The sequence below is a fragment of the Streptomyces sp. NPDC048650 genome, assembly GCF_043199095.1.
Taxonomy (GTDB): domain Bacteria; phylum Actinomycetota; class Actinomycetes; order Streptomycetales; family Streptomycetaceae; genus Streptomyces.
This window is the reverse complement of sequence record NZ_JBICVM010000002.1, coordinates 392,360-416,429: the sequence shown is the minus strand read 5'-3', so window position 1 is coordinate 416,429 and position 24,070 is coordinate 392,360. Positions and strand designations below refer to the sequence as shown.

Annotated in this window: 23 protein-coding genes; 20 read left to right on the top strand and 3 right to left on the bottom strand. The window is 70.8% G+C overall.

What is annotated here, in order from left to right; translation table 11 throughout:
* The first annotated feature begins 50 nt into the window (after positions 1 to 50).
* From pgsA to ACGFML_RS07535, 15 genes are all read left to right on the top strand, one after another.
* On the top strand, positions 51 to 707 hold the full coding sequence (gene pgsA / locus ACGFML_RS07605) for a phosphatidylinositol phosphate synthase (protein WP_393541074.1): 657 nt from the start codon (positions 51 to 53) through the stop codon (positions 705 to 707).
* Complete coding sequence (locus ACGFML_RS07600) at positions 704 to 1,654, top strand: phosphatidylinositol mannoside acyltransferase (protein ID WP_393541072.1); 951 nt, start codon at positions 704 to 706, stop codon at positions 1,652 to 1,654. The genes pgsA and ACGFML_RS07600 overlap by 4 nt, the downstream gene beginning before the upstream one ends.
* Positions 1,651 to 2,811, top strand: a complete 1,161-nt coding sequence (locus ACGFML_RS07595) for a glycosyltransferase family 4 protein (RefSeq protein WP_393541070.1) — start codon at positions 1,651 to 1,653, stop codon at positions 2,809 to 2,811. Before ACGFML_RS07600 ends, ACGFML_RS07595 begins: the two co-directional genes overlap by 4 nt.
* A gap of 117 nt (positions 2,812 to 2,928) precedes the next feature.
* Entirely contained in the window at positions 2,929 to 3,474 is a 546-nt protein-coding gene (locus tag ACGFML_RS07590) for a hypothetical protein (protein ID WP_393541068.1), read from the top strand.
* 219 nt (positions 3,475 to 3,693) lie between these two features.
* On the top strand, positions 3,694 to 4,605 hold the full coding sequence (gene pdxS / locus ACGFML_RS07585) for a pyridoxal 5'-phosphate synthase lyase subunit PdxS (protein ID WP_393541066.1): 912 nt from the start codon (positions 3,694 to 3,696) through the stop codon (positions 4,603 to 4,605).
* An 8-nt stretch (positions 4,606 to 4,613) separates the two neighbouring features.
* Entirely contained in the window at positions 4,614 to 5,243 is a 630-nt protein-coding gene (pdxT, locus tag ACGFML_RS07580) for a pyridoxal 5'-phosphate synthase glutaminase subunit PdxT (RefSeq protein WP_393541064.1), read from the top strand.
* Positions 5,244 to 5,316: 73 nt separating this feature from the next.
* Positions 5,317 to 6,069, top strand: a complete 753-nt coding sequence (locus ACGFML_RS07575) for a YebC/PmpR family DNA-binding transcriptional regulator (protein ID WP_393541062.1) — start codon at positions 5,317 to 5,319, stop codon at positions 6,067 to 6,069.
* A 143-nt stretch (positions 6,070 to 6,212) separates the two neighbouring features.
* Positions 6,213 to 6,761, top strand: a complete 549-nt coding sequence (gene ruvC / locus ACGFML_RS07570; RefSeq protein WP_393541060.1) for a crossover junction endodeoxyribonuclease RuvC — start codon at positions 6,213 to 6,215, stop codon at positions 6,759 to 6,761.
* Positions 6,758 to 7,378 (top strand): Holliday junction branch migration protein RuvA, encoded by a 621-nt coding sequence (gene ruvA / locus ACGFML_RS07565; protein WP_393541058.1) that lies wholly within the window; start codon positions 6,758 to 6,760, stop codon positions 7,376 to 7,378. The genes ruvC and ruvA overlap by 4 nt, the downstream gene beginning before the upstream one ends.
* 82 nt (positions 7,379 to 7,460) lie before the next feature.
* On the top strand, positions 7,461 to 8,540 hold the full coding sequence (gene ruvB, locus ACGFML_RS07560) for a Holliday junction branch migration DNA helicase RuvB (protein ID WP_393541056.1): 1,080 nt from the start codon (positions 7,461 to 7,463) through the stop codon (positions 8,538 to 8,540).
* Between the two features lie 162 nt (positions 8,541 to 8,702).
* Positions 8,703 to 9,275, top strand: coding sequence for a preprotein translocase subunit YajC (gene yajC / locus ACGFML_RS07555; RefSeq protein WP_393541054.1), 573 nt, complete (start codon positions 8,703 to 8,705; stop codon positions 9,273 to 9,275).
* Positions 9,276 to 9,426: 151 nt separating this feature from the next.
* Complete coding sequence (secD, locus tag ACGFML_RS07550; protein ID WP_393541052.1) at positions 9,427 to 11,220, top strand: protein translocase subunit SecD; 1,794 nt, start codon at positions 9,427 to 9,429, stop codon at positions 11,218 to 11,220.
* Position 11,221: 1 nt separating this feature from the next.
* Positions 11,222 to 12,325, top strand: a complete 1,104-nt coding sequence (gene secF / locus ACGFML_RS07545) for a protein translocase subunit SecF (protein ID WP_393541050.1) — start codon at positions 11,222 to 11,224, stop codon at positions 12,323 to 12,325.
* The gene (locus ACGFML_RS07540; protein ID WP_393541048.1) at positions 12,322 to 12,870 is read left to right on the top strand and encodes an adenine phosphoribosyltransferase; all 549 of its coding nucleotides are present in this window, start codon (positions 12,322 to 12,324) and stop codon (positions 12,868 to 12,870) included. The genes secF and ACGFML_RS07540 overlap by 4 nt, the downstream gene beginning before the upstream one ends.
* Positions 12,871 to 13,042: 172 nt before the next feature.
* Positions 13,043 to 15,643, top strand: a complete 2,601-nt coding sequence (locus ACGFML_RS07535; RefSeq protein WP_393541047.1) for a RelA/SpoT family protein — start codon at positions 13,043 to 13,045, stop codon at positions 15,641 to 15,643.
* Positions 15,644 to 15,710: 67 nt separating this feature from the next.
* Here the strand turns inward: ACGFML_RS07535 and ACGFML_RS07530 are convergent, their stop codons facing one another.
* Together ACGFML_RS07530 and ACGFML_RS07525 are read right to left on the bottom strand one after the other, a co-directional pair.
* On the bottom strand, positions 15,711 to 16,940 hold the full coding sequence (locus tag ACGFML_RS07530) for a DUF349 domain-containing protein (protein ID WP_393541045.1): 1,230 nt from the start codon (positions 16,938 to 16,940) through the stop codon (positions 15,711 to 15,713).
* Between the two features lie 251 nt (positions 16,941 to 17,191).
* Positions 17,192 to 18,025 (bottom strand): peptidylprolyl isomerase, encoded by an 834-nt coding sequence (locus ACGFML_RS07525; protein ID WP_393541043.1) that lies wholly within the window; start codon positions 18,023 to 18,025, stop codon positions 17,192 to 17,194.
* A gap of 159 nt (positions 18,026 to 18,184) precedes the next feature.
* Here ACGFML_RS07525 and ACGFML_RS07520 point away from each other — a divergent pair, with 159 nt between their 5' ends.
* From ACGFML_RS07520 to ACGFML_RS07505, 4 genes are all read left to right on the top strand, one after another.
* Positions 18,185 to 18,898, top strand: coding sequence for an MBL fold metallo-hydrolase (locus tag ACGFML_RS07520; protein ID WP_393541042.1), 714 nt, complete (start codon positions 18,185 to 18,187; stop codon positions 18,896 to 18,898).
* Positions 18,899 to 18,909: 11 nt separating this feature from the next.
* Positions 18,910 to 20,172, top strand: coding sequence for a histidine--tRNA ligase (hisS, locus tag ACGFML_RS07515; RefSeq protein WP_393541040.1), 1,263 nt, complete (start codon positions 18,910 to 18,912; stop codon positions 20,170 to 20,172).
* Positions 20,173 to 20,366: 194 nt separating this feature from the next.
* Positions 20,367 to 21,008 carry a vitamin K epoxide reductase family protein gene (locus tag ACGFML_RS07510; RefSeq protein ID WP_393541039.1) on the top strand — a complete coding sequence of 214 codons (642 nt, stop codon included), beginning with the start codon at positions 20,367 to 20,369 and terminating at the stop codon, positions 21,006 to 21,008.
* 104 nt (positions 21,009 to 21,112) lie between these two features.
* Positions 21,113 to 22,471, top strand: a complete 1,359-nt coding sequence (locus ACGFML_RS07505) for a replication-associated recombination protein A (RefSeq protein ID WP_393541037.1) — start codon at positions 21,113 to 21,115, stop codon at positions 22,469 to 22,471.
* A 45-nt stretch (positions 22,472 to 22,516) separates the two neighbouring features.
* On the opposite strand, the gene ACGFML_RS07500 is transcribed toward ACGFML_RS07505, so the two are convergent.
* Complete coding sequence (locus ACGFML_RS07500) at positions 22,517 to 23,266, bottom strand: DUF2470 domain-containing protein (protein ID WP_393541671.1); 750 nt, start codon at positions 23,264 to 23,266, stop codon at positions 22,517 to 22,519.
* Between the two features lie 182 nt (positions 23,267 to 23,448).
* On the opposite strand from ACGFML_RS07500, the gene rpsD reads away from it, so the two are divergent.
* Positions 23,449 to 24,060, top strand: coding sequence for a 30S ribosomal protein S4 (gene rpsD / locus ACGFML_RS07495; RefSeq protein WP_393541036.1), 612 nt, complete (start codon positions 23,449 to 23,451; stop codon positions 24,058 to 24,060).
* The last annotated feature ends 10 nt before the right edge of the window (positions 24,061 to 24,070 follow it).

Genomic DNA, 24,070 nt, shown 5'->3' with positions numbered 1-24,070 from the left:
CAGCCGGTGGCCCCTTGACCGCGCGGCCCGTATCGACCTCCGGGAAGGCCATGCTGAACAAGTACGCGCGTGCATTCTTCACGCGTGTTCTCACACCGTTCGCCGCCCTGCTCATCCGCCTCGGGGTCAGCCCGGACGCGGTCACCCTCGTCGGGACCGGCGGTGTGGTGGCGGGGGCCCTGATCTTCTTCCCGCAGGGCGGGTTCTTCTGGGGAACGATCGTCATCACCCTGTTCGTCTTCTCCGACCTGGTCGACGGCAACATGGCCCGGCAACTCGGCCGCTCCAGCCGTTGGGGGGCCTTCCTCGACTCCACCCTGGACCGGGTCGCCGACTCGGCGATCTTCGGCGGACTGGCCCTGTGGTATGCCGGAGGCGGCGACGACCTGCTGCTGTGCGCGATCGCGATCTTCTGCCTGGCCAGTGGCCAGGTGGTCTCGTACACCAAGGCGCGCGGCGAGGCCATCGGCCTGCCGGTCGACGTCAACGGCCTGGTCGAGCGCGCCGAGCGGCTGGTCATCACGCTGGTCGCCTGCGGCCTGTCGGGGCTGCACGCCTTCGGGGTGCCCGGCATCGAGATCCTGCTGCCGATCGCACTGTGGATCGTCGCCGTCGGCAGCGTCGTCACCCTCGGCCAGCGCGTGGTGACGGTACGCCGCGAGTCGGCCGAGGCCGACGCCATCGCACAAGGGGGGAACGGCGCATGAGCCGCAAGCCGGTCATCGACACCGGGAAACTGACCGACGCGCTCTACGGCCTGGGCTGGAGCACCGTCAAGAGGCTGCCCGAGGGAGCCGCGGTACGGCTCGGCCGGCGGATCGCCGACACCGCCTGGAAGCGCCGCGGCAAGGGCGTCCTCCGCCTGGAGGCGAACCTCGCCCGGGTGGTCCCGGACGCCTCCCCGCAGCGCCTGGCGGAGCTCTCCCGGGCCGGTATGCGCTCGTACATGCGCTACTGGATGGAGTCCTTCCGGTTGCCGGCCTGGAGCAAGGACCGCATCAGGAACGGCTTCAGCCCCGAGGACGTGCACCACCTGGAGGACGGGCTCAGGAGCGACCGGGGCGTCATCCTCGCCCTGCCGCACATGGGCAACTACGACCTCGCCGGCGTCTGGGTCACCACCAAGCTGAACACCCCCTTCACCACCGTCGCCGAACGCCTGCGGCCCGAATCCCTCTACGACCGCTTCGTCGCCTACCGCGAGAGCCTGGGCATGGAGGTCCTGCCGCACACCGGCGGCGCCGCCTTCGGCACCCTCGCCCGGCGGCTGCGGGCCGGCGGTCTGGTCGCCCTGGTCGCCGACCGCGACCTGTCCAGCTCCGGCATACCGGTGAAGTTCTTCGGCGAGGCGACGAAAATGCCCGCCGGACCGGCGATGCTCGCCGCACAGACCGGCGCGATGCTGCTGCCCGTGACGCTCTGGTACGACGAGGGCCCCGTCCTGCGCGGCCGGGTCCATCCGGAGATCGAGGTACCGGAGACCGGCACCCGCGCCGACAAGGCCGCCCAGATGACCCAGGCGCTCGCCGACGCCTTCGCCTCCGGCATCGCCGACCACCCCGAGGACTGGCACATGCTGCAGCGCCTGTGGCTCGCCGACCTGGAGCCGCGCCCGGAGCCCGGCGCACCGGCCGCCGGAACGGAGACGGCATGAAGATCGGCATTGTCTGCCCGTACGCCTGGGACGTGCCAGGCGGCGTCCAGTTCCACATCCGGGACCTCGCCGAGCACCTCATCCGGCTCGGCCACGAGGTCTCCGTCCTCGCCCCCGCGGACGACGAGACCCCCCTCCCGCCGTACGTCGTCTCCGCAGGCCGCGCGGTGCCCGTCCCGTACAACGGCTCGGTGGCCCGCCTCAACTTCGGCTTCCTCTCCGCCGCACGGGTCCGCCGCTGGCTGCAGAACGGCGCCTTCGACGTCATCCACATCCACGAGCCGGCCTCGCCCTCCCTGGGCCTGCTCTCCTGCTGGGCGGCACAGGGCCCGATCGTGGCGACCTTCCACACCTCCAACCCGCGCTCCCGGGCCATGATCGCCGCGTACCCGATCCTGCAGCCCGCGCTGGAGAAGATCAGCGCCCGCATCGCGGTCAGCGAATACGCCCGCCGCACCCTGGTCGAACACCTCGGCGGCGACGCGGTGGTCATCCCCAACGGCGTGGACGTGGACTTCTTCGCCCGGGCCGAACCCCGGCCCGAGTGGCAGGGCCGCACCATCGGCTTCATCGGCCGCATCGACGAGCCCCGCAAGGGCCTGCCCGTCCTGATGAAGGCGCTGCCCGCGGTCCTCGCCGAGGTGCCGGACGCCCGGCTGCTGGTGGCGGGCCGCGGCGACGAGGAGGAAGCGGTCGCGACGCTCCCCGCCGAGCTGCGCTCCCGCGTCGAGTTCCTCGGCATGATCAGCGACGAGGACAAGGCCCGCCTGCTGCGCAGCGTCGATGTCTACGTCGCCCCCAACACCGGCGGCGAGTCCTTCGGCATCATCCTCGTCGAGGCGATGTCGGCCGGCGCCCCCGTCCTCGCCAGCGATCTCGACGCCTTCGCCCAGGTCCTCGACCAGGGAGAAGCCGGTGAACTCTTCGCCAACGAGGATGCCGCCGCCCTCGCCACCGCCGCCGTACGCCTCCTGGGAGACCCGGCCCGCCTGACCGAACTGCGCGACCGGGGCACCAAGCACGTGCGCCGCTTCGACTGGTCGACCGTCGGCGCCGACATCCTCGCCGTCTACGAAACGGTGACCGCGGGGGCCGCCTCGGTGGCCACGGACGAGCGGGTGGGCCTGCGCGCCCGCTGGGGTCTGGCCAGGGACTGACCCCGCCGCGTCCTGCCCCGGCCGGGTGGCGGCGCGGCGGTCCGCCGGACGAGCCGGCGCCGCCGCTGACCCCGGGCGGCCGGGGTCGACGGCGGCGGCCCGGTAACCTCACCCCGCGTGACCACCCTCATCTGGATCGCCGTCGCGATCGTCCTCATCGGCATCTACCTGAGCTGGACGGCCGGCCGCCTGGACCGCCTGCACGCACGGATCGACGCGGCCAAGGCGGCGCTGGACGCCCAGCTCCTGCGCCGCGCCTCGGTCGCCCAGGAGGTGGGGACGTCGGGGGTGCTCGACCCGGCCGCCTCCATCGTTCTCTACCAGGCGGCCCACGAGGCCCGGCAGGCCCAGGACGACCACCGCGAGGTCGCGGAGAGCGAGCTGAGCCAGGCGCTGCGCGCCATCTTCGCCGAGGACGACCAGCTGGAGGCCGTACGGGAGGCGCCGGGCGGCGAGCAGACGGTCGCCGAGCTCACCGCCGCCGTCCGCCGCGTCCCGATGGCCCGCCGCTTCCACAACGACGCCGTACGGGCCGCACGGGCGGTCCGCCGCCACCGCGTCGTCCGCTACCTCCGCCTCGCCGGCCACGCCCCGTTCCCGCTGGCCTTCGAGATGGACGACGAACCTCCGGCGGTGCTGGACGACCGCTCGGCAGGGGGATGAAAAGGGCAACGCGAGGCCGGGGCGGAGCCGAAGCCCGGCGGCGCCGGCCCGGCGCGGGGCCACGGCCGGACGGTTCCGGCCACACCACCTCACGCCATACCTCGCGCCATACCTCGCGCCGTAACGAGCCACCCACCTTGAATTGGCCCTTTTCCTGACCCCCCGGCAAACGGTTGTGTGGTCGGTACGCACAACCACCCGTCACGAGTGAGGTCAACCGTGTCCAGCACGCCCACCACGCCCCAGAACCCCGAGACCGGAACCGCGCGCGTCAAGCGCGGAATGGCCGAGCAGCTCAAGGGCGGCGTGATCATGGACGTCGTCACGCCGGAAGAGGCGAAGATCGCCGAGGACGCCGGCGCCGTCGCCGTCATGGCCCTGGAGCGGGTCCCCGCCGACATCCGCAAGGACGGCGGCGTGGCCCGTATGTCGGACCCCGACATGATCGACGGCATCATCAACGCCGTCTCCATCCCGGTCATGGCCAAGTCCCGCATCGGCCACATCGTCGAGGCCCAGATCCTGCAGTCGCTCGGCGTCGACTACATCGACGAGTCCGAGGTCCTCACCCCGGCCGACGAGGTCAACCACTCCGACAAGTGGGCCTACACCACCCCCTTCGTCTGCGGTGCCACCAACCTGGGTGAGGCGCTGCGCCGGATCGCCGAGGGCGCGGCCATGATCCGCTCGAAGGGCGAGGCCGGTACCGGCAACGTCGTCGAGGCGGTCCGCCACATGCGCCAGATCAAGGGTGAGATCGCCCGGCTGCGCGGCTACGACAACAACGAGCTGTTCGCCGCCGCCAAGGAGCTGCGCGCCCCGTACGAGCTGGTCAAGGAGGTCGCCGAGCTCGGCAAGCTGCCGGTCGTGCTGTTCTCCGCCGGCGGTGTGGCGACTCCGGCCGACGCCGCCCTGATGCGCCAGCTGGGCGCCGAGGGCGTGTTCGTCGGCTCCGGCATCTTCAAGTCCGGCGACCCCGCCAAGCGTGCCGCCGCGATCGTGAAGGCCACCACCTTCTACGACGACCCCAAGGTCATCGCGGACGCCTCCCGCAACCTGGGCGAGGCCATGGTCGGCATCAACTGCGACACCCTCCCCGAGTCCGAGCGCTACGCCAACCGCGGCTGGTAAGGACGTCCATGAGCACCCCCCTCATCGGTGTGCTGGCTCTTCAGGGCGACGTCCGCGAGCACGTCAAGGCGCTCGCGGACGCCGGCGCCCTGGGACGGCCGGTACGCCGCCCCCAGGAGCTGGACGAGATCGACGGCCTGGTCGTACCCGGCGGCGAGTCCACCACCATGTCCAAGCTGGCCGTCTCCTTCGGCATGCTCGAGCCGCTGCGCGCGTTCGTCCGGGCGGGCCGGCCGGTCTACGGCACCTGCGCCGGCATGATCATGGTCGCCGACAAGCTGCTGGACGCGCGGGAGGACCAGGAGACGCTCGGCGGCGTCGACATGATCGTGCGCCGTAACGCCTTCGGGCGGCAGAACGAGTCCTTCGAGGCAGCCATCGACGTGGCCGGCATCCCCGGCGGACCGGTCGAGGGCGTCTTCATCCGGGCGCCCTGGGTCGAGTCGGTCGGCGCCGAGACCGAGGTTCTGGCGACGTACGACGGACACACGGTGGCGGTCCGGCAGGGTAACGTCCTTGCCACGTCGTTCCACCCGGAGCTCACCGGCGACCACCGGGTCCATGCCCTCTTCGTGGACATGGTCCGGGCTGCCCAGGGCGCCGCCGGGGGCGACGACCGGGGTGTCGGGCGGGAGTAACACCGCGTCACAGGGCCCCGGTAGGATCCAAGGGTTCGTTTTCAGAAGTTGGTTACGCGAAGGAGACAGGCGGATGTCCGGCCACTCTAAATGGGCTACGACGAAGCACAAGAAGGCCGTGATCGATGCCAAGCGCGGCAAGCTCTTCGCGAAGCTGATCAAGAACATCGAGGTCGCGGCGCGTACCGGCGGTGCCGACATCGACGGCAACCCGACCCTCTTCGACGCCATTCAGAAGGCCAAGAAGAGCTCGGTGCCCAACAAGAACATCGACTCCGCGCTCAAGCGCGGTGCCGGTCTCGAAGCGGGCGGCGCCGACTACGAAACCATCATGTACGAGGGTTACGGCCCCAACGGCGTCGCGGTGCTCATCGAGTGCCTCACCGACAACCGCAACCGTGCCGCCTCGGACGTCCGCGTCGCGATGACCCGCAACGGCGGCTCGATGGCCGACCCGGGCTCGGTGTCCTACCTGTTCAACCGCAAGGGCGTGGTGATCGTCCCCAAGGCCGAGCTGAGCGAGGACGACGTGCTCGGCGCGGTCCTGGACGCCGGCGCCGAGGAGGTCAACGACCTCGGTGAGTCCTTCGAGGTGCTGAGCGAGGCCACCGACCTGGTCGCGGTCCGCACCGCGCTCCAGGAGGCCGGCATCGACTACGACTCGGCCGACGCCAACTTCGTCCCGACCATGCAGGTCGAGCTCGAGGAAGAGGGCGCGCGCAAGATCTTCAAGCTGATCGACGCGCTGGAGGACAGCGACGACGTGCAGAACGTCTTCGCCAACTTCGACGTCTCGGACGACGTCATGGCGAAGGTCGACGCCTGATCCGCGTCTGACGCGCACGCCACATCCGGTTGTGGGACGGGCCGGCGGGGACACACCCCGCCGGCCCGTTCGTTTGTCGGTGGCAGCTACTAACCTGCAGGAACACAGGAACAGGTGACCGATGCGGGGAGGGGCGGGGCCCGATGAAGGTGCTGGGGGTGGACCCGGGGCTGACGCGCTGCGGGGTCGGCGTGGTGGACGGTGTCGCCGGCCGGCCACTGACCATGGTCGGTGTGGGGGTGGTACGGACTCCGTCCGACGCCGACATCGCCGACCGGCTCGTCCTGATCGAGCGCGGGATAGAGACCTGGCTCGATGAACACCGCCCCGAATACGTCGCCGTGGAGCGGGTGTTCAGCCAGCACAACGTCCGCACGGTCATGGGCACCGCCCAGGCCAGCGCCGTCGCCATGCTGTGCGCGGCCCGCCGCGGACTGCCGGTCGCACTGCACACCCCCAGCGAGGTCAAGGCCGCCGTGACCGGATCGGGCCGGGCCGACAAGGCGCAGGTCGGCGCGATGGTGACCCGGCTGCTGCGGCTCGACGCACCCCCCAAACCCGCCGACGCCGCGGACGCCCTGGCGCTGGCCATCTGTCACATCTGGCGCGCACCCGCGGTCAACCGCCTCCAGCAGGCGCATGCCGCGGCCCGTCGCGCCGCTCCCGTTCGTACGCTGAAGGGCACCCGATGATCGCTTTTGTCTCCGGCCCGGTCGCGGCCCTGGCCCCCGACGCCGCCGTGGTCGAGGTCGGCGGTATCGGCATGGCCGTCCAGTGCACGCCGAACACCCTGTCCGCGCTGCGCATCGGCGAGCCGGCCAAGATCGCGACCTCGCTCGTCGTCCGCGAGGATTCCCTGACCCTGTACGGATTCGCCGACGACGACGAGCGCCAGACCTTCGAACTCCTGCAGACCGCCAGCGGTGTCGGCCCCCGCCTCGCGCAGGCGATGCTGGCCGTGCACTCCCCGGACACGTTGCGGCTGGCCGTCGCGGGCGGCGACGAGAAGACCCTCACCGCCGTCCCCGGCATCGGCAAGAAGGGCGCGCAGAAGCTGCTCCTGGAGCTCAAGGACCGGCTCGGCGCCCCCATGGGCACGAGCCGCGCGGCCGTCGGCAGCCCGGTGACGGCCGGCTGGCGGGATCAGCTGCACGCCGCGCTGATCGGCCTCGGCTACGCCACCCGCGAGGCGGACGAAGCGCTGGACGCGGTGGCCCCTCAGGCCGAGGAGGCCCTCGCCGAGGGCGCCCAGCCGCAGGTGCCCAAGCTGCTCAAGGCCGCGCTGCAGACCCTCAACCGCGCGCGATGACCGCCGACGGACGGGCCGCGCGCCCCCGACCGTACGACCACACCGGCGGCCCGGCCGCCCCGATCCCGCGAGGCAATCCGCAGTGAACTGGGACGACACCGCACCGTCCACCGCCGACGACACGCCCGACCGGCTGGTGGCCGCCGACGCCGACGGCGAGGACACCGCCGTCGAGGCCGCCCTGCGGCCCAAGGACCTGGAGGAGTTCGTCGGTCAGGAGCGGGTGCGCGAACAGCTCGACCTGGTGCTGCGGGCCGCCCGCGCCCGCGGCGCCACCGCCGACCACGTCCTGCTCTCCGGGGCTCCCGGCCTGGGCAAGACGACCCTCTCGATGATCATCGCGGCCGAGATGGGCGCCCCGATCCGGATCACCTCCGGCCCCGCCATCCAGCACGCCGGCGATCTCGCCGCCATCCTCTCCTCCCTGCAGGAGGGCGAGGTCCTCTTCCTCGACGAGATCCACCGGATGTCCCGTCCCGCCGAGGAAATGCTGTACATGGCGATGGAGGACTTCCGCGTCGACGTGATCGTGGGGAAGGGCCCGGGAGCCACCGCCATCCCCCTCGAACTCCCACCGTTCACGCTGGTCGGCGCCACGACCCGGGCCGGTCTGCTGCCGCCGCCGCTGCGCGACCGCTTCGGCTTCACCGGCCATATGGAGTTCTACGCCCCGGCCGAGCTGGAGCGGGTGATCCACCGCTCGGCCGGGCTGTTGGAGGTCGACATAGCGGCGCAGGGCGCCGCCGAGATCGCCGGACGCTCCCGCGGCACGCCCCGTATCGCCAACCGTCTGCTGCGCCGGGTCCGCGACTACGCCCAGGTCAAGGCGGACGGCGTGATCACCCGCGAGATCGCCTCCCAGGCGCTGGCCGTCTACGAGGTCGACGGCCGCGGCCTGGACCGCCTGGACCGCGCCGTGCTCACGGCCCTGCTCAAGCTCTTCGGCGGCGGCCCCGTGGGGCTGTCCACCCTGGCGGTCGCGGTGGGGGAGGAGCGTGAGACGGTCGAGGAGGTCGCCGAGCCGTTCCTGGTGCGGGAAGGTCTGCTGGCCAGGACGCCGCGAGGCCGGATCGCGACCCCGGCGGCCTGGACCCATATGGGGCTGGTCCCGCCGCAGCAGCAAGCGGGCGCGAGCGGGCAGCAGGGCCTGTTCGGACCGTGACGGCGCGGAGACTCGCCCGGTCAGGAACTGCGGTGCCATGCTGGGCGTTGTTCCTGTGGTGGGGACTCGCTTAGACTCCGCCGATGCCGTCCGCACGGACCGGCATACCCACCCCCGTATATCAGACCGTGCAACTGCGGTCGTGCGAAGGATTTCCGTCCCGTGAGTATCGTGACTCTCCTCCCCTTCATCGTCCTCATCGGGGCCATGTTCCTGATGACCCGGTCTGCCAAGAAGAAGCAGCAGGCGGCCGCGCAGATGCGCAACGAGATGCAGCCCGGCACCGGCATCCGGACGATCGGGGGCATGTTCGCCACCGTCAAGGAAATCCACGAGGAGTCCGTCCTCCTCGAGGTCGCCCCCGGCGTGCACGCCCTCTACGCCAAGAACGCCATCGGCGCGGTGCTGGCCGACGACGAGTACAACCGCATCCTGGACGGCGCCGACCCGATCAAGGTCAACGAGCCGGTCGTGCCGGACGACGCCTCGTCGCTGACCGGCGACGCCGCCGACGACGCCACCGAAAAGGGTGACCAGGCCGAGAAGATCGACCTGGGCAAGGAGACCCCCGAGGCCGAGGCCGAAAAGCCGGCCGCCGAGGGCGCCAAGGCCGACCTGGCCAAGGCCGACGACGCCAAGGCCGACGAGGTCGAGGACGCGAAGAAGGACGCCGTCAAGGCCGACGCGGACGCCGCCAAGAAGGACAAGAAGACCGGCGGCGCCGACGCGAAGTAGTCCGCTCCTGATGGAGCCGCGCTGCGCCGCGCGTACGGCGCGCCGCGGCTCCGCGACGGTCTAGGCTCCGGCGGGGGGCACGTCCCCACAACACTTCGTGGCCGCTCGGCGACACCCGAAGCCGAGGGGTTGGACAGGGAGATACGAGAAGGTGGCAGCACCGAAAAAGGGCCGCAGGGCGCCCGCGGGCCAGGGTCATCCGGTCCGCACCCTGGTCCTGATCCTGATCGCGATGCTCGGGCTGGTCGGCGGGATGTTCTACTACGGACACCTGACGCCCCGGCTGGGCATCGACCTGGCGGGCGGCACCAGCTTCACGCTGGCGGCCCAGAACCAGCCGGGCAAGCCCAACGCGATCAACGAGACCAACATGAACACCGCCGCCGGGATCATGGAGCGACGGGTCAACGGTCTCGGTGTGTCCGAGACCGAGGTCCAGACGCAGGGCAGCGACCACATCATCGTGAACATCCCCAAGGGGACGGACGCGAAGCAGGCCCGGCAGCAGGTCGGCACCACCGCCCAACTCGGCTTCCGGCCGGTGCTGACCACCACCGCGGGCGCCAAGACCCCCATGCCCAAGCCCAGCCCCTCCAAGAGCGGGAAGGCCGGCAAGAACGGCCAGGGCGCGAGCGACCAGGGCAAGGGCGACCGGGCGACCGGCAAGCAGGGTGCCCAGCAGCACGCCTCCTCGCCGTCGACGTCCGCTTCCCCCACCACACAGGGCCGCGCGGTCACGGACTCCCTGAAGAAGGCGCCGTCCGGCAAACCCACCCCCTCCGGCCCGGCCAAGCCGTCCGCCCCGCCGGTACCGCCCACGGGCGGCGCCGCGCAGATCCCGCCGGCCCAGCAGAAGCAGCTCGCCGCGCTGGACTGCGCCACCCCGCAGGGCCGCGCGCTGGCGGGCCAGAAGGCCGCCGGCGCCAAGCCGTCCGAGCCGGTCGTCGCCTGTAAGGACGACGGTGCGCAGAAGTACGTGCTGGGCCCGGTCGCGGTCGAGGGCATGGACGTCAAGGACGCCAAGGCCGTCTTCGACAGCCAGGGCGGCCAGGGCTGGATCGTCCAGATGGACTTCAACAGCGAGGGCGGCGACAAGTTTGCGGACGTGACCGGCAAGCTTTCGGCCCAGGCGCCGCCGCAGAACCAGTTCGCGATCGTCCTCGATGGCGCTGTGGTTTCCGCTCCCTCGGTGGAAAAGGCCATCGCGGGGGGATCCGCCACCATCTCCGGCGGCTTCACCCAGCAGACCGCCGAGGACCTCGGCAACATGCTGTCGTACGGTGCCCTGCCGCTCTCGTTCAAGATCGACGACGAGACCACGGTCACCGCGGCGCTCGGCGGTGAGCAGCTGCACGCCGGTCTGATCGCCGGCGCGATCGGCCTCGCCCTGGTCGTCGTCTATCTGGTCGCCTACTACCGGGGCCTTGCGCTGGTCGCGCTCGCCAGCCTCGGGGTCTCGGCGGTCCTGACGTACACGATCATGACGTTGCTCGGCCCGGCCATCGGGTTCGCGCTGAATCTGCCGGCGGTCTGTGGCGCCATCGTCGCCATCGGTATCACCGCCGACTCCTTCATCGTCTACTTCGAGCGCATCCGCGACGAAATCCGCGAGGGCCGCACCCTGCGTCCGGCCGTCGAGCGCGGCTGGCCCCGTGCCCGCCGCACGATCCTGGTCTCCGACTTCGTGTCGTTCCTGGCGGCCGCGGTGCTGTTCATCGTCACCGTCGGCAAGGTCAAGGGCTTCGCGTTCACGCTCGGCCTGACCACCCTGCTCGACGTCGTCGTGGTCTTCCTCTTCACCAAGCCGCTGATGACGCTGCTGGCCCGCCGGAAGTTCTTCTCCGAGGGCCACCCCTGGTCCGGCCTCGATCCCAAGCGCCTGGGCGCCAAGCCGCCGCTGCGGCGTCGCCGCGGCAGCGCCCCCACCCAGACGAAGGAGGCGTGAGATGTCCAAGCTCGGAAACATCGGCGCCCGGCTCTACCGCGGTGAGGTCGGCTACGACTTCATCGGCAAGCGGAAGATCTGGTACGGCATCTCGATCCTCATCACCATCACGGCCATCGTCGGCCTGGCGGTGCGCGGTCTGAACTTCGGCATCGAGTTCTCCGGCGGCGCGGTCTTCACCACCCCGAAGACCGCGGTGTCCTCCTCCGAGGCGCAGCACAGGGCCGAGTCGGCGGCCCCCGGTCACCAGGCCGTGGTGCAGAAGCTCGGCGGCGGCGCGCTGCGCATCCAGATCAGCGGTCTGGACACCAAGGCGGCCGTACCCGTCCAGGAAGAGCTCGCCAAGGACCTGAAGGTCCCGGTCGAGAACGTCAACACCCAGCTGGTCGGCCCGAGTTGGGGCGAGCAGATCGCCAACAAGGCGTGGCTGGGCCTGGGCATCTTCATGGCGCTGGTGGTCGTCTATCTGGCCATCGCCTTCGAGTGGCGGATGGCGCTGGCCGCCCTGGTCGCGCTGATCCACGACCTCACGATCACCGTCGGCATCTACGCCCTGGTCGGGTTCGAGGTCACTCCGGGCACGGTCATCGGTCTGCTGACGATCCTCGGTTACTCCCTGTACGACACGGTCGTCGTCTTCGACAGCCTCAAGGAAGCCTCCAAGGACCTCACCAAGCAGTCCCGCTTCACCTACAGCGAGATCGCCAACCGCAGCATCAACAGCACCCTGGTGCGGTCCATCAACACCACCGTCGTGGCGCTGCTCCCGGTCGCCGGTCTGCTGTTCGTCGGCGGCGGTGTGCTGGGCGCCGGCATGCTCAACGACATCTCACTGGCACTGTTCGTCGGCCTGGCGGCCGGTGCGTACTCCTCGATCTTCATCGCCACTCCGCTGGTCGCCGACCTCAAGGAGCGCGAGCCGCAGATGAAGGCGCTGGCCAAACGCGTGAAGGCCAAGCGCGCCAAGGAGGGGAACGACGAGGGCCCGCAGGACGAGGAGTCCGCCGCGGCGGGCACCGAGGACGATGCCGCGGTCGTCGGTCCGCGCCACCAGCCCGCCTCCCGCAACCGCGGACGCGGCCGCCCGTCGGGCAAGCGCCGATGAGCGCCCCCGCCGAGCTCCGTGAGCTGCTGCTGAGCCGGATCGTGGATGTCCCTGACTATCCGCAGCCCGGGGTGACGTTCAAGGACATCACTCCGCTGCTCGCCGACCCGGCTGCCTTCGGCATGCTGACCGAGGCGCTCGTCGATCTGTGCGCCCGCCATCGCGCGGACAAGGTCGTCGGACTGGAGGCCCGCGGTTTCATCCTGGCCGCCCCCGTCGCCGTCCAGGCCGGAGTCGGCTTCGTACCGGTGCGCAAGGCGGGCAAGCTGCCCGGCGCGACGCTCGGGCAGTCCTACGAGCTGGAGTACGGCACGGCCGAGATCGAGCTGCGAGCCGATGCGCTGGCCCCCGGGGACCGGGTCCTGGTGATCGACGACGTCCTGGCCACCGGCGGCACCGCCGATGCGTCGCTGCAGCTCATCCGGCGTGCGGGTGCCGAGATCGCGGGCCTCGCGGTCCTGCTGGAGCTCGGCTTCCTCGCCGGCCGGGAGCGGCTGGAGCCGGGCCTGAAGGGCGCCCCGCTGGAGGCCCTGATCACGGTCTGAGCAGGTTTTCCACGGCATCGTGACGGCAGGGGCGCCCGGATTCTTCCGGGCGCCCCTGCCGCTGTGTCATGTACGGACCCATGGCCGCGCGAGAGCGGCGGCCGCGGGGTCGATACCATGGCATCCCGGCCTGTTCGTGGTCTCGGGGTCCGGAACCGCTTGAGGAGTGCTCTTGCCAGACGAGGCCCAGCCGCCCTCCCCCGGACTGCGTCCGAAGGGATCCACCGCCGCGCGCCAGGACGAGCCGAAGCCCGAGGACGCGGCTTCCCCGGCCACGCCCGGGCCCGACAAGAGCGGACCCGAGGGCAGTGACCAGCCCCGTACGGCTCCCCAGCCGAAGCCGGGTGCCGCCGCGCCCGCGCCGAAGCCCGCCGCCGGAGCGGGCGCGGCCGGGCCGCCGGCCAAGGCCGATCCGGCCGGTGCACACGTGTCCCCGGCGCCCAAGCCCGCCCCGGCCACCTCCGCGGGTCGCTCCGGCACCCCCAACCGCGTACGCGCCCGCCTCGCCCGACTGGGTGTACAGCGCTCCAGTCCGTACAACCCGGTCCTCGAACCGCTGCTGCGCGCCGTTCGCGGCAACGACCCCAAGATCGAGACCGCGACGCTGCGCCAGGTCGAGCGCGCCTATCAGGTCGCCGAGCGTTGGCACCGCGGCCAGAAGCGCAAGAGCGGCGACCCGTACATCACCCACCCGCTCGCGGTCACCACCATCCTCGCCGAGCTGGGCATGGACCCGGCCACCCTGATGGCGGGCCTGCTGCACGACACCGTCGAGGACACCGAGTACGGCCTGGACACCCTGCGCCGCGACTTCGGTGACCAGGTGGCACTGCTGGTCGACGGCGTCACCAAGCTCGACCGGGTCAAGTTCGGCGAGGCCGCGCAGGCCGAGACGGTCCGCAAGATGGTCGTCGCAATGGCCAAGGATCCGCGCGTCCTGGTGATCAAGCTCGCCGACCGGCTGCACAACATGCGCACCATGCGCTATCTCAAGCGGGAGAAGCAGGAGAAGAAGGCCCGCGAGACGCTGGAGATCTACGCTCCGCTCGCCCACCGCCTGGGCATGAACACCATCAAGTGGGAGCTGGAGGACCTCGCCTTCGCGATCCTCTATCCCAAGATGTACGACGAGATCGTCCGGCTGGTCGCCGAGCGGGCGCCCAAGCGGGACGAGTACCTGGCGATAGTGACCGACGAGGTCCAGGCCGACCTGCGCGCCGCGCGGATCAAGGCCACCGTCACCGGCCGCCCCAAGCACTACTACAGCGTCTACCAGAAGATGATCGTGCGCGGCCGCGACTTCGCCGAGATCTACGACCTGGTGGGCATCCGCGTCCTCGTCGACACCGTCCGCGACTGCTACGCCGCCCTCGGCACCATCCACGCGCGATGGAATCCGGTCCCCGGCCGGTTCAAGGACTACATCGCGATGCCCAAGTTCAACATGTACCAGTCGCTGCACACGACGGTCATCGGGCCCAGCGGCAAGCCCGTCGAGCTCCAGATCCGCACGTTCGACATGCACCGCCGCGCCGAGTACGGCATCGCCGCGCACTGGAAGTACAAGCAGGAGGCGGTGGCCGGCGCCTCCAAGATCCGTACGGACATCCCCAAGGGCGTCGGCAAGGGCTCGGGCCAGGACACCGTCAACGACATGGCCTGGCTGCGGCAGCTGCTGGACTGGCAGAAGGAGACCGAGGACCCGGGCGAGTTCCTGGAGTCGCTGCGCTTCGACCTCTCGCGCAACGAGGTCTTCGTGTTCACGCCGAAGGGCGACGTCATAGCGCTGCCGGCCGGTGCCACACCCGTCGACTTCGCCTACGCGGTGCACACCGAGGTCGGTCACCGCACGATAGGAGCGCGGGTCAACGGACGCCTCGTCCCGCTCGAATCGACCCTGGACAACGGCGACTTGGTGGAGGTCTTCACCTCCAAGGCGCCCGGCGCCGGGCCGTCCCGGGACTGGCTCGGCTTCGTCAAGTCGCCGCGCGCCCGCAACAAGATCCGCGGCTGGTTCTCCAAGGAGCGCCGCGACGAGGCGATCGAGCAGGGCAAGGACGCCATCGCGCGCGCCATGCGCAAGCAGAACCTGCCGATCCAGCGGATCCTGACCGGCGACTCCCTGGTCACCCTCGCGCACGAGATGCGCTACCCGGACATCTCGTCTCTCTACGCCGCCATCGGCGAGGGCCACGTCGCGGCCCAGGGCGTCGTCCAGAAGCTGGTCCAGGCGCTCGGCGGCCAGGACGAAGCCACCGAGGACATCGCCGAGTCGACCCCGATCCGGCCGCGCTCCAAGCGCCGCTCCAGCGCCGACCCGGGCGTGGTCGTCAAGGGCGTCGACGACGTGTGGGTCAAGCTGGCCCGCTGCTGTACGCCGGTGCCGGGCGACCCCATCATCGGCTTCGTCACCCGCGGCAACGGCGTCTCGGTGCACCGCGCCGACTGCGTCAACGTCGACTCGCTGTCCAAGCAGCCGGAGCGGATCCTCGACGTCGAGTGGGCGCCCACCCAGTCCTCGGTCTTCCTGGTCGCCATCCAGGTCGAGGCGCTGGACCGCTCCCGCCTCCTGTCGGACGTCACCCGCATCCTGTCCGACCAGCACGTCAACATCCTGTCCGCCGCCGTCCAGACCTCCCGCGACCGGGTCGCCACCTCCCGTTTCACCTTCGAGATGGGCGACCCCAAGCATCTGGGCCATGTACTCAAGGCCGTACGGAGCGTGGAGGGCGTCTACGACGTGTACCGCGTGACGTCGGCACGGCGGCCGTAGCGACACACAACAGGCGGCCCCGGTACGGAGATTCCGTACCGGGGCCGTGTCGTTGCCGGCTGTGCGCTCAGCCGCCGAACTCCTCCAGGCCCTTCAGCGCCTGGTCCAGCAGCGCCTTGCGGCCCTCGAGCTCGCGGCCGAGCTTGTCGGCCTTGGCGTTGTTGCCGGCCGCGCGCGCGGTCCCGATCTGCTTCTCCAGCCTGTCCACGGCGTCCTGGAGCTGGCCCGTCAGCCCCGCGGCCCGCGCCCGTGCCTCCGGGTTCGTCCGCCGCCACTCGGCCTCTTCGGCCTCCTTGACGGCGCGCTCGACGGCGTGCATCCGGCCCTCGATCTTGGGTCGGGCGTCCCGCGGGACGTGGCCGATGGCCTCCCACCGCTCGTTGATCGACCGGAACGCGGCCCGGGCGGCCTTGAGGTCCGAGACCGGGAGCAGCTTCTCGGCCTCGACGGCCAGCTCTTCCTTGCGGGTCAGATTCTCCCGCTGCTCGGCGTCGCGCTCCGCGAAGACCTCACCGCGCGCCTGGAAGAAGACGTCCTGGGCGCCGCGGAAGCGGTTCCACAGGTCGTCCTCGTGCTCGCGCTGGGCGCGGCCGGCGGCCTTCCAGTCGGTCATCAGATCGCGGTAACGGGCCGCGGTGGCGCCCCAGTCCGTCGAGCTCGACAGTGACTCGGCCTCGGCGACCAGCTTCTCCTTGGCCTTACGGGACTCCTCGCGCTGCGCGTCCAGCGAGGCGAAGTGGGCCTTGCGCCGCTTGGAGAACGCCGAGCGGGCGTGCGAGAAGCGGTGCCACAGCTCGTCGTCCGCCTTGCGGTCCAGCCGCGGCAGGCCCTTCCAGCTGTCGACCAGCGCCCGCAGCCGCTCACCGGCCGCCCGCCACTGCTCGCTGGCGGCCAGCTCCTCCGCCTCGGCGACCAGCTTCTCCTTGGCCTCCCGGGCCTGGTCGTTCTGCTTGGCCTTCTGCGCCTTGCGCTCCTCGCGGCGCGCCTCGACGGTCTCGACGAGCTTGTCCAGCCGCTTCCTCAGCGCCGCCAGATCACCCACCGCGTGGTGCTCGTCCACCTGGGTGCGCAGATGGTCGATGGCGGTCTGGGCGTCCTTCGCCGACAGGTCGGTGGTCTTGACCCGGCGCTCGAGGAGGCCGATCTCGACGACCAGGCCCTCATACTTGCGCTCGAAGTAGGCGAGGGCCTCCTCGGGAGTGCCCGCCTGCCACGATCCGACGACCTGTTCGCCGTCGGCGGTACGCACGTACACGGTCCCCGTCTCATCGACGCGGCCCCATGGGTCGCTGCTCACAGCGCCTCCTCCACATGATGCCGACGAGGGCGTGCGGCCCCCCGGCATCGTCCACAGTTTCTGTCCGGCAGAGCCACGCCCTGGCCGGTCCGACGTGCTGTCTTGCGGGTGGGAGTGGCGCCGTCGGAGCGGGCACCCCACCCACCGCCAATCTAGGCGACCGGCGGTCGGCTGTCCGCATCCAGCACGACCGAAATTACGCGTTCGGCCACGCCGCGGACGGCCGAAAGCCGCATGCCGGTCAGCGGGGGTCAGGATTTGGCGACGGTCGCCTTGTCGATGACCACCGTGGCGTTCGGCGCGGTGTTGCCCGTCCGCGGGTCCGGCGTCGAACCGGCCGCGGCGATCTTCTTCAGGACGCCCATACCGCCGGTGACGGTCCCGAACGGTGTGTAGTTCGGGGGCAGCTTGCTGTCCTGATAGACGAGGAAGAACTGGCTGCCGCCGGAGTTGCGGGAGCTCTGGTGCTCACCGTCGTAGGTGTTGGCCATCGCGACCGTGCCCGCCGGATAGACATCGCCCTTGAGCCGGGGGTCCTTGAGGTTCTCGTCCGGAATCGTGTAGCCGGGCGTGCCCTGTCCGGTGCCGCTCGGGTCGCCGCACTGCAGGACGTGGATGTTCTGGTCGACCAGGCGGTGGCACCTGCTGTGGTCGAAGTAGTGCTCTCTCGCGAGGAAGGCGAAGGAGTTGACCGTGTGCGGCGCCTTGGCCGCGTCCAGCTTCAGCTCGATCTGCCCGCAGGTCGTCCCCAGCCGCACGGCGTACGCGGCGGAGGTGTCGACCGTCATCGCCGGTTCCTGCTTCCAGGTCCGCTTCGACGGCGCGCCCGCGGCGGGCTTGCCGCACGGGTCCGGGGCCTTGGTGGCGGCCGGGTCCGACGCGGCCGCGTCGGACCTGTCGTCGCTGCCGCCCGCCAGACCTGCCGAGGCGTACGCGGCGGCGCCCGCGGCGAGCACCACCGCCAGGGTGGACGCGATGATCACGTTGCGACGCTTGGCCTTGTGCTGGGCGACGGTCCGCCGCTGCTGCTGGCGCGCGAACTTCTCCCGGGCGAGCTGCCGCCGCCGCTGATCCCTGCTGACCACCGGTCGTCTCCTCTTCGTGAGCCTCGATCGCTGTCTGCGCCGTGGCCGTACCGTATACGGGTTCGCCCCGGTGGGAGTCGCGCCGGTAGGCTCTGGAGCTGCCGAGATGTTCCGGTAGCGGTCCCGCGGACCGACCTCCACCGACCCTTAAGGACGAACGTGCTGATTGCCGGGTTCCCCGCCGGGGCCTGGGGGACCAATTGCTATCTGGTCGCCCCCGCCGCCGGCGAGGAGTGCGTGATCATCGACCCGGGCCACCAGGCGGCCCAAGGCGTCGAGGACGCGGTCAGAAAGCATCGGCTCAAGCCCGTCGCCGTCGTCCTCACCCACGGCCACATCGACCACGTCGCCTCGGTCGTCCCGGTGTGCGGCGCGCACGATGTCCCGGCCTGGATCCACCCCGAGGACCGCTACATGATGAGCGACCCGGAGAAGGCCCTCGGCCGCTCCATCGGGCAGCAGCTCATGGGCGAACTCACCGTGGGCGAGCCGGACGACGTCAAGGAGCTGACCGACGGCAGTGCACTGGAACTGGCCGGAATGGAATTCTCCGTCGCGCATGCACCGGGCCATACCAAGGGGTCGGTGACGTTCAGGATGCCCGAGCAGGCCGATATTCCGCCGGTCTTCTTCTCGGGCGACCTGCTGTTCGCCGGCTCCATCGGACGTACCGACATGCCGGGCGGCGACCACGCCGAGATCCTGCAGTCGCTGGCACGCGTGTGCCTGCCGCTGGAGGACTCCACGGTCGTGCTGTCCGGCCACGGCCCCCAGACCACCATCGGCCGCGAGCGCACCACCAACCCGTATCTGCGGGAGGTGGCCGCCGGCCTTGGAGACGGCCTCAGCGCCCCTCCGCGACGAGGAATGTGACGAGACTTTCCGTGAGCACCTTTCAGGCACCCAAGGGCACCTACGATCTGCTGCCGCCCCACTCCGCGACCTATCTCGCGGTCCGCGCGGCGATCTCCGGCCCGCTGAAGAACTCCGGCTACGGCTACATCGAGACGCCCGGCTTCGAGAACGTCGAGCTGTTCGCCCGCGGCGTCGGTGAGTCCACCGACATCGTGACCAAGGAGATGTACGCCTTCGAGACCAAGGGCGGCGATCAGCTCGCGCTGCGCCCCGAGGGCACCGCGTCCGTGCTGCGCGCGGCGCTGGAGGCCAACCTCCACAAGGGCGGCAACCTCCCCGTCAAGCTCTGGTATTCCGGCTCCTACTACCGCTACGAGCGCCCGCAGAAGGGCCGCTACCGCCACTTCTCGCAGGTCGGCGCTGAAGCCATCGGCGCGGAGGATCCGGCGCTGGACGCCGAGCTGATCATCCTGGCCGACCAGGCGTACCGCTCGCTGGGGCTGCGCGACTTCCGCATCCTGCTGAACTCCCTGGGTGACAAGGAGTGCCGCCCGGTCTACCGCGCCGCCCTCCAGGACTTCCTGCGCGGGCTGGAGTTGGACGACGACACCCGCCGTCGGGTCGACATCAACCCGCTGCGCGTCCTGGACGACAAGCGCGAGGCGGTGCAGAAGCAGCTCGACGGGGCGCCCAAGCTCCGCGACTACCTCTGCGAGGCGTGCAAGGCGTACCACGAGCAGGTGCGCGAGCTGCTGACCGAGGCGGGCGTGGCGTACGAGGACGACGAGAAGCTGGTGCGCGGGCTGGACTACTACACCCGCACCACCTTCGAGTTCGTCCACGACGGCCTCGGCTCGCAGTCCGCGGTGGGCGGCGGCGGCCGCTACGACGGGCTCTCCGAGATGATCGGCGGCCCCGCACTGCCGTCCGTCGGCTGGGCGCTGGGCGTGGACCGTACGGTGCTGGCGCTGGAGGCGGAGGGCATCGAGCTCGACATCCCCGCCGCGACCGCCGTCTACGCCGTGCCGCTGGGCGACGAGGCCCGCCGGGTGCTCTTCGGCACGGTCACCGAGCTGCGCCGGGCCGGCGTCGCCACCGACTTCGCGTTCGGCGGCAAGGGCCTGAAGAACGCCATGAAGTCCGCCAACCGCTCCGGTGCGCGGCTGGCGCTGGTGGCCGGCGAGCGCGACCTCGCCGAGGGCGTCGTCCAGCTCAAGGACCTGCAGAGCGGCGAGCAGACCCCGGTGGCGCTGGACGCGGTCGTGGACGAGGTCAGGCGCGCACTGGGCTGAGCGGAGCGGGCCGGACACGGCCGCTCCCGACAGGTCCGTCAACAGGCTGCACACGGATTCCTCCCTTTCGTGTGCAGCCTGTTTATGCGCAGCGAACGGTGCTCCGCCGTGGAGTTGGGGCAGAATGAAGGGCACGCCCGCGGCCTCGCGGGCCCGCCCGGCCTCATCTCCCCAGCGACCGACGGAACGGCGATATGACGACGACAGCGGTGGATGACGTGTCCCTCGACGAAGAAACCACGCGCGACACGGGCACCATCGGCGCGGGCCGCGGCTACGCCCTCCTTCTGGTGATCACCGGCGCGCTGGGCATCCTGGCGGCGTGGGTCATCACCCTGGACAAGTTCGAGCTGCTCAAGAACCCGAAGTTCAAGCCGGCGTGCAGCCTCAACCCGATCATTTCCTGCACCGACGTCATGAACAGCAAGCAGGCGGACGTCTTCGGCTTCCCGAACCCGATGGCCGGACTCGTCGCCTTCGGGGTGGTCGTCGCCGTCGGTATGGCCCTGCTGGCCGGCGCCCGCTTCCGCCGCTGGTACTGGATCGGGCTGAACATCGGCACCCTGCTCGGCGCCGTGTTCTGCATGTGGCTGATGTCCCAGTCGCTGTACAGCATCAACGCGCTGTGCCTGTGGTGCACGCTGACCTGGTGCGTCACCATCCTGATGTTCTGGTACACCACCGCGCACAACCTCAAGCACGGCATCATCCCGGCCCCCGAGGGGCTGCGCCGGACCGTGGTGGAGTTCCACTGGGTCGTGCCGGTGCTCTGGTACGGCGTGATCGCGCTGCTGATCCTCACCAAGTGGTGGTCGTTCTGGAGCGGCCTGCTCTAGGCTTTTGTTTCGATCGGGTCCCGCACCGAGCCGCTTGCCCGCCCCGGCCGCCGTCGACGACGGCGGCCGGGGCGTTGTCAGTGGGGTGGCATAGGCTCGTCGACGTGGAGCCCGACCTGTTCACCGCCGCTGCCGAAGACCGTCAGGAGAAGGACCCCGCGGGGTCTCCTCTCGCCGTACGGATGCGTCCGCGCACCCTTGACGAGGTCGTGGGGCAGCAGCATCTGCTCAAGCCGGGCTCGCCGCTGCGCCGCCTGGTGGGCGAGGGCAGCGGCGGCCCCGCGGGCCCGTCCTCCGTCTTCCTCTGGGGCCCGCCCGGCATCGGCAAGACGACCCTCGCCTACGTCGTCAGCCAGGCCACCAACAAGCGTTTCGTGGAGCTCTCCGCGATCACGGCGGGCGTCAAGGAGGTCCGCGCGGTCATCGACGGCGCCCGCCGCGCCTCCGGCGGCTTCGGCAAGGAGACCGTCCTCTTCCTCGACGAGATCCACCGCTTCAGCAAGGCGCAGCAGGACTCCCTGCTGCCGGCCGTCGAGAACCGCTGGGTCACCCTGATCGCCGCGACGACCGAGAACCCGTACTTCTCGGTGATCTCCCCGCTGTTGTCGCGGTCCCTGCTGCTGACGCTCGAGCCGCTGACCGACGATGATCTGCGCGGGCTGCTGCGGCGTGCGCTGACCGATGCGCGCGGGCTGGCCGGTGCGGTCACCCTGCCCGAGGACACCGAGGGGCACCTGCTGCGCATCGCGGGCGGGGACGCCCGGCGGGCGCTGACGGCCCTCGAGGCCGGGGCCGGATCGGCGCTGGCCAAGGGGGAGAAGGAGATCACCCTCCAGACGCTGGAGGAGTCCGTCGACCGCGCCGCCGTGAAGTACGACCGGGACGGCGATCAGCATTACGACGTCGCCAGCGCGTTGATCAAGTCGATCCGCGGCTCGGACGTCGATGCCGCCCTGCACTATCTGGCGCGCATGATCGAGGCGGGGGAGGACCCGCGGTTCATCGCCCGCAGGCTGATGATCTCGGCGAGCGAGGACATCGGTCTGGCCGATCCGTCGGCCCTGCAGACCACGGTCGCCGCCGCTCAGGCCGTGGCCATGATCGGTTTTCCGGAGGCCCGGATCACGCTCAGCCAGGCCACCATCGCGCTTGCCCTGGCGCCGAAGTCGAACGCCGCCTATCTGGCCATCGATGCCGCGCTCGCGGACGTCCGGGCCGGTCAGGCCGGTGCCGTGCCGCCGCATCTGCGCGACAGCCACTACAAGGGCGCCCAGAAGCTCGGCCACGGCCAGGGCTATCAGTACCCGCACGACCTGCCGGGCGGTATCGCGGCGCAGCAGTACGCCCCGGACGAGGTGCACGGCAAGCGGTACTACGCACCGACGCGGCACGGTGCCGAGGCGCGCTACGCGGAGGTCGCGGAGCGGGTCCGGGCACGGCTGCGCGGCGAGAACGGCGACTGAGCCGCTCCCGTCACCCCGGCCGGCCCGGGCGCGCGGTCCGGCCTCTCACTCGGCCGCCTCGAAGAGCACATGCATGGCCCGCCGCAGCTCCGCCACGTCCCCGACCGGCTCCGGGAAGTCGAAGCGGGCGTCGAACGAGTGCTGCTCGGCGTCGGTGAAGCGGACGCGGAGTCCGAAGCGGTCCAGGCCCAGCGGCACCGCCTGGTCGCGCAGCCCGCAGAGCGCGGAGCGGTCGCCGAGGAGCGAGCACAGGCCGCGTACCTGCTCGCCGTGGGCCGAGTGCAGATGCTGGAGCAGCTCCGCCTCGTGGGCGATCAACGGGTCGGGCGACGCGGCGGCGAACTCGTCCGGTTCGACGGACTCGGCGCCCCACAGGTCGTCCACGGCGCCCTCGCCGACCTCCAGGCGCAGCAGCATCCAGGCGGACCGCCGGTGGATCCCCGGCGCCGGATGGGGCTGCAGCGCCTCCCCGATGCCGAGCAGCTCGCCGACGGGGTGCCGCTCGGCGAGCAGCCGGGCGGCCTCGGCGCGCTCGTCGTTGCGTACGGGGGTGAGCCAGCCGGCCACCCAGGCGCGGCCGCGGATGCGATGCGGCACCGAGACCGGCGCGACATCCGTGATCTCCATCACGGCGGCGAGATCGTCGTCCTGAGCGTGTGCGGCCGCCCGTGCCGCCGCACAGTCGCCAGGAACCAGCAACAGGACGTCTCCTTCGGCGCTCACAGTCCGGTAGGCGGGGGCGGACAGGCCGGTTTCGTCGGGGTCCTCGACACCGGGGATGCTCAGTGACCCCATACCATTGGACTCGACGAGGGTGCGTACGCGCTCGGCGGCCGTGGGCCGCTGGGCGTCATCCACGGGACGCGGCTGACCCGCCTCGGTGCTGTGTGCGTCGGGCAGGGGGATCCCAGGTCGAAACATGCGTTCTCCTCGCGCTAAGGTAAGCCTCACCTAACTTACACGGAGGTCCGTTCCACGTGAACCAGTCGCGTCCCAAGGTCAAGAAGTCGCGCGCGCTCGGCATCGCGCTGACGCCCAAGGCCGTCAAGTACTTCGAGGCCCGTCCCTACCCGCCCGGCGAGCACGGCCGTGGCCGCAAGCAGACCAGTGACTACAAGGTCCGTCTGCTCGAGAAGCAGCGCCTGCGCGCGCAGTACGACATCAGCGAGCGCCAGATGGCGCGTGCCTACGACCGCGCTCGGAAGGTCGAAGGCAAGACCGGCGAAGCGCTGATCATCGAGCTTGAGCGCCGTCTGGACGCGCTCGTCCTGCGGTCGGGCATCGCCCGCACCATCTACCAGGCCCGCCAGATGGTCGTCCACGGCCACATCGCGGTCAACGACCGCAAGGTCGACAAGCCGTCCTTCCGCGTCCGCCCCGGCGACGTCGTGCAGGTCCGCGAGCGCAGCCGCGAGAAGCACCCCTTCCAGGTCGCCCGCGAGGGTGGCTACGACACCGACGGTGAGACCCCGCGCTACCTCGAGGTCAACCTGCCGGCGCTGGCGTTCCGTCTCGACCGGGACCCCAACCGCAAGGAGATCCCGGTGATCTGCGACGAGCAGCTCGTCGTCGAGTACTACGCCCGCTAAGCACCACAGC

Excerpts from the sequence above, each read along its gene's own strand:
- ACGFML_RS07600 (WP_393541072.1), top strand. The coding sequence starts at position 704 with ATGAGCCGCAAGCCGGTCATCGACACCGGGAAACTGACCGACGCGCTC.
- ACGFML_RS07500 (WP_393541671.1), bottom strand. The coding sequence starts at position 23,266 with ATGGGGTCACTGAGCATCCCCGGTGTCGAGGACCCCGACGAAACCGGC.
- ruvA (WP_393541058.1), top strand. The coding sequence starts at position 6,758 with ATGATCGCTTTTGTCTCCGGCCCGGTCGCGGCCCTGGCCCCCGACGCC.
- ruvC (WP_393541060.1), top strand. The coding sequence starts at position 6,213 with ATGAAGGTGCTGGGGGTGGACCCGGGGCTGACGCGCTGCGGGGTCGGC.
- pdxT (WP_393541064.1), top strand. The coding sequence starts at position 4,614 with ATGAGCACCCCCCTCATCGGTGTGCTGGCTCTTCAGGGCGACGTCCGC.
- ACGFML_RS07575 (WP_393541062.1), top strand. The coding sequence starts at position 5,317 with ATGTCCGGCCACTCTAAATGGGCTACGACGAAGCACAAGAAGGCCGTG.
- ACGFML_RS07595 (WP_393541070.1), top strand. The coding sequence starts at position 1,651 with ATGAAGATCGGCATTGTCTGCCCGTACGCCTGGGACGTGCCAGGCGGC.
- pgsA (WP_393541074.1), top strand. The coding sequence starts at position 51 with ATGCTGAACAAGTACGCGCGTGCATTCTTCACGCGTGTTCTCACACCG.
- secF (WP_393541050.1), top strand. The coding sequence starts at position 11,222 with ATGTCCAAGCTCGGAAACATCGGCGCCCGGCTCTACCGCGGTGAGGTC.
- ACGFML_RS07510 (WP_393541039.1), top strand. The coding sequence starts at position 20,367 with ATGACGACGACAGCGGTGGATGACGTGTCCCTCGACGAAGAAACCACG.
- ACGFML_RS07540 (WP_393541048.1), top strand. The coding sequence starts at position 12,322 with ATGAGCGCCCCCGCCGAGCTCCGTGAGCTGCTGCTGAGCCGGATCGTG.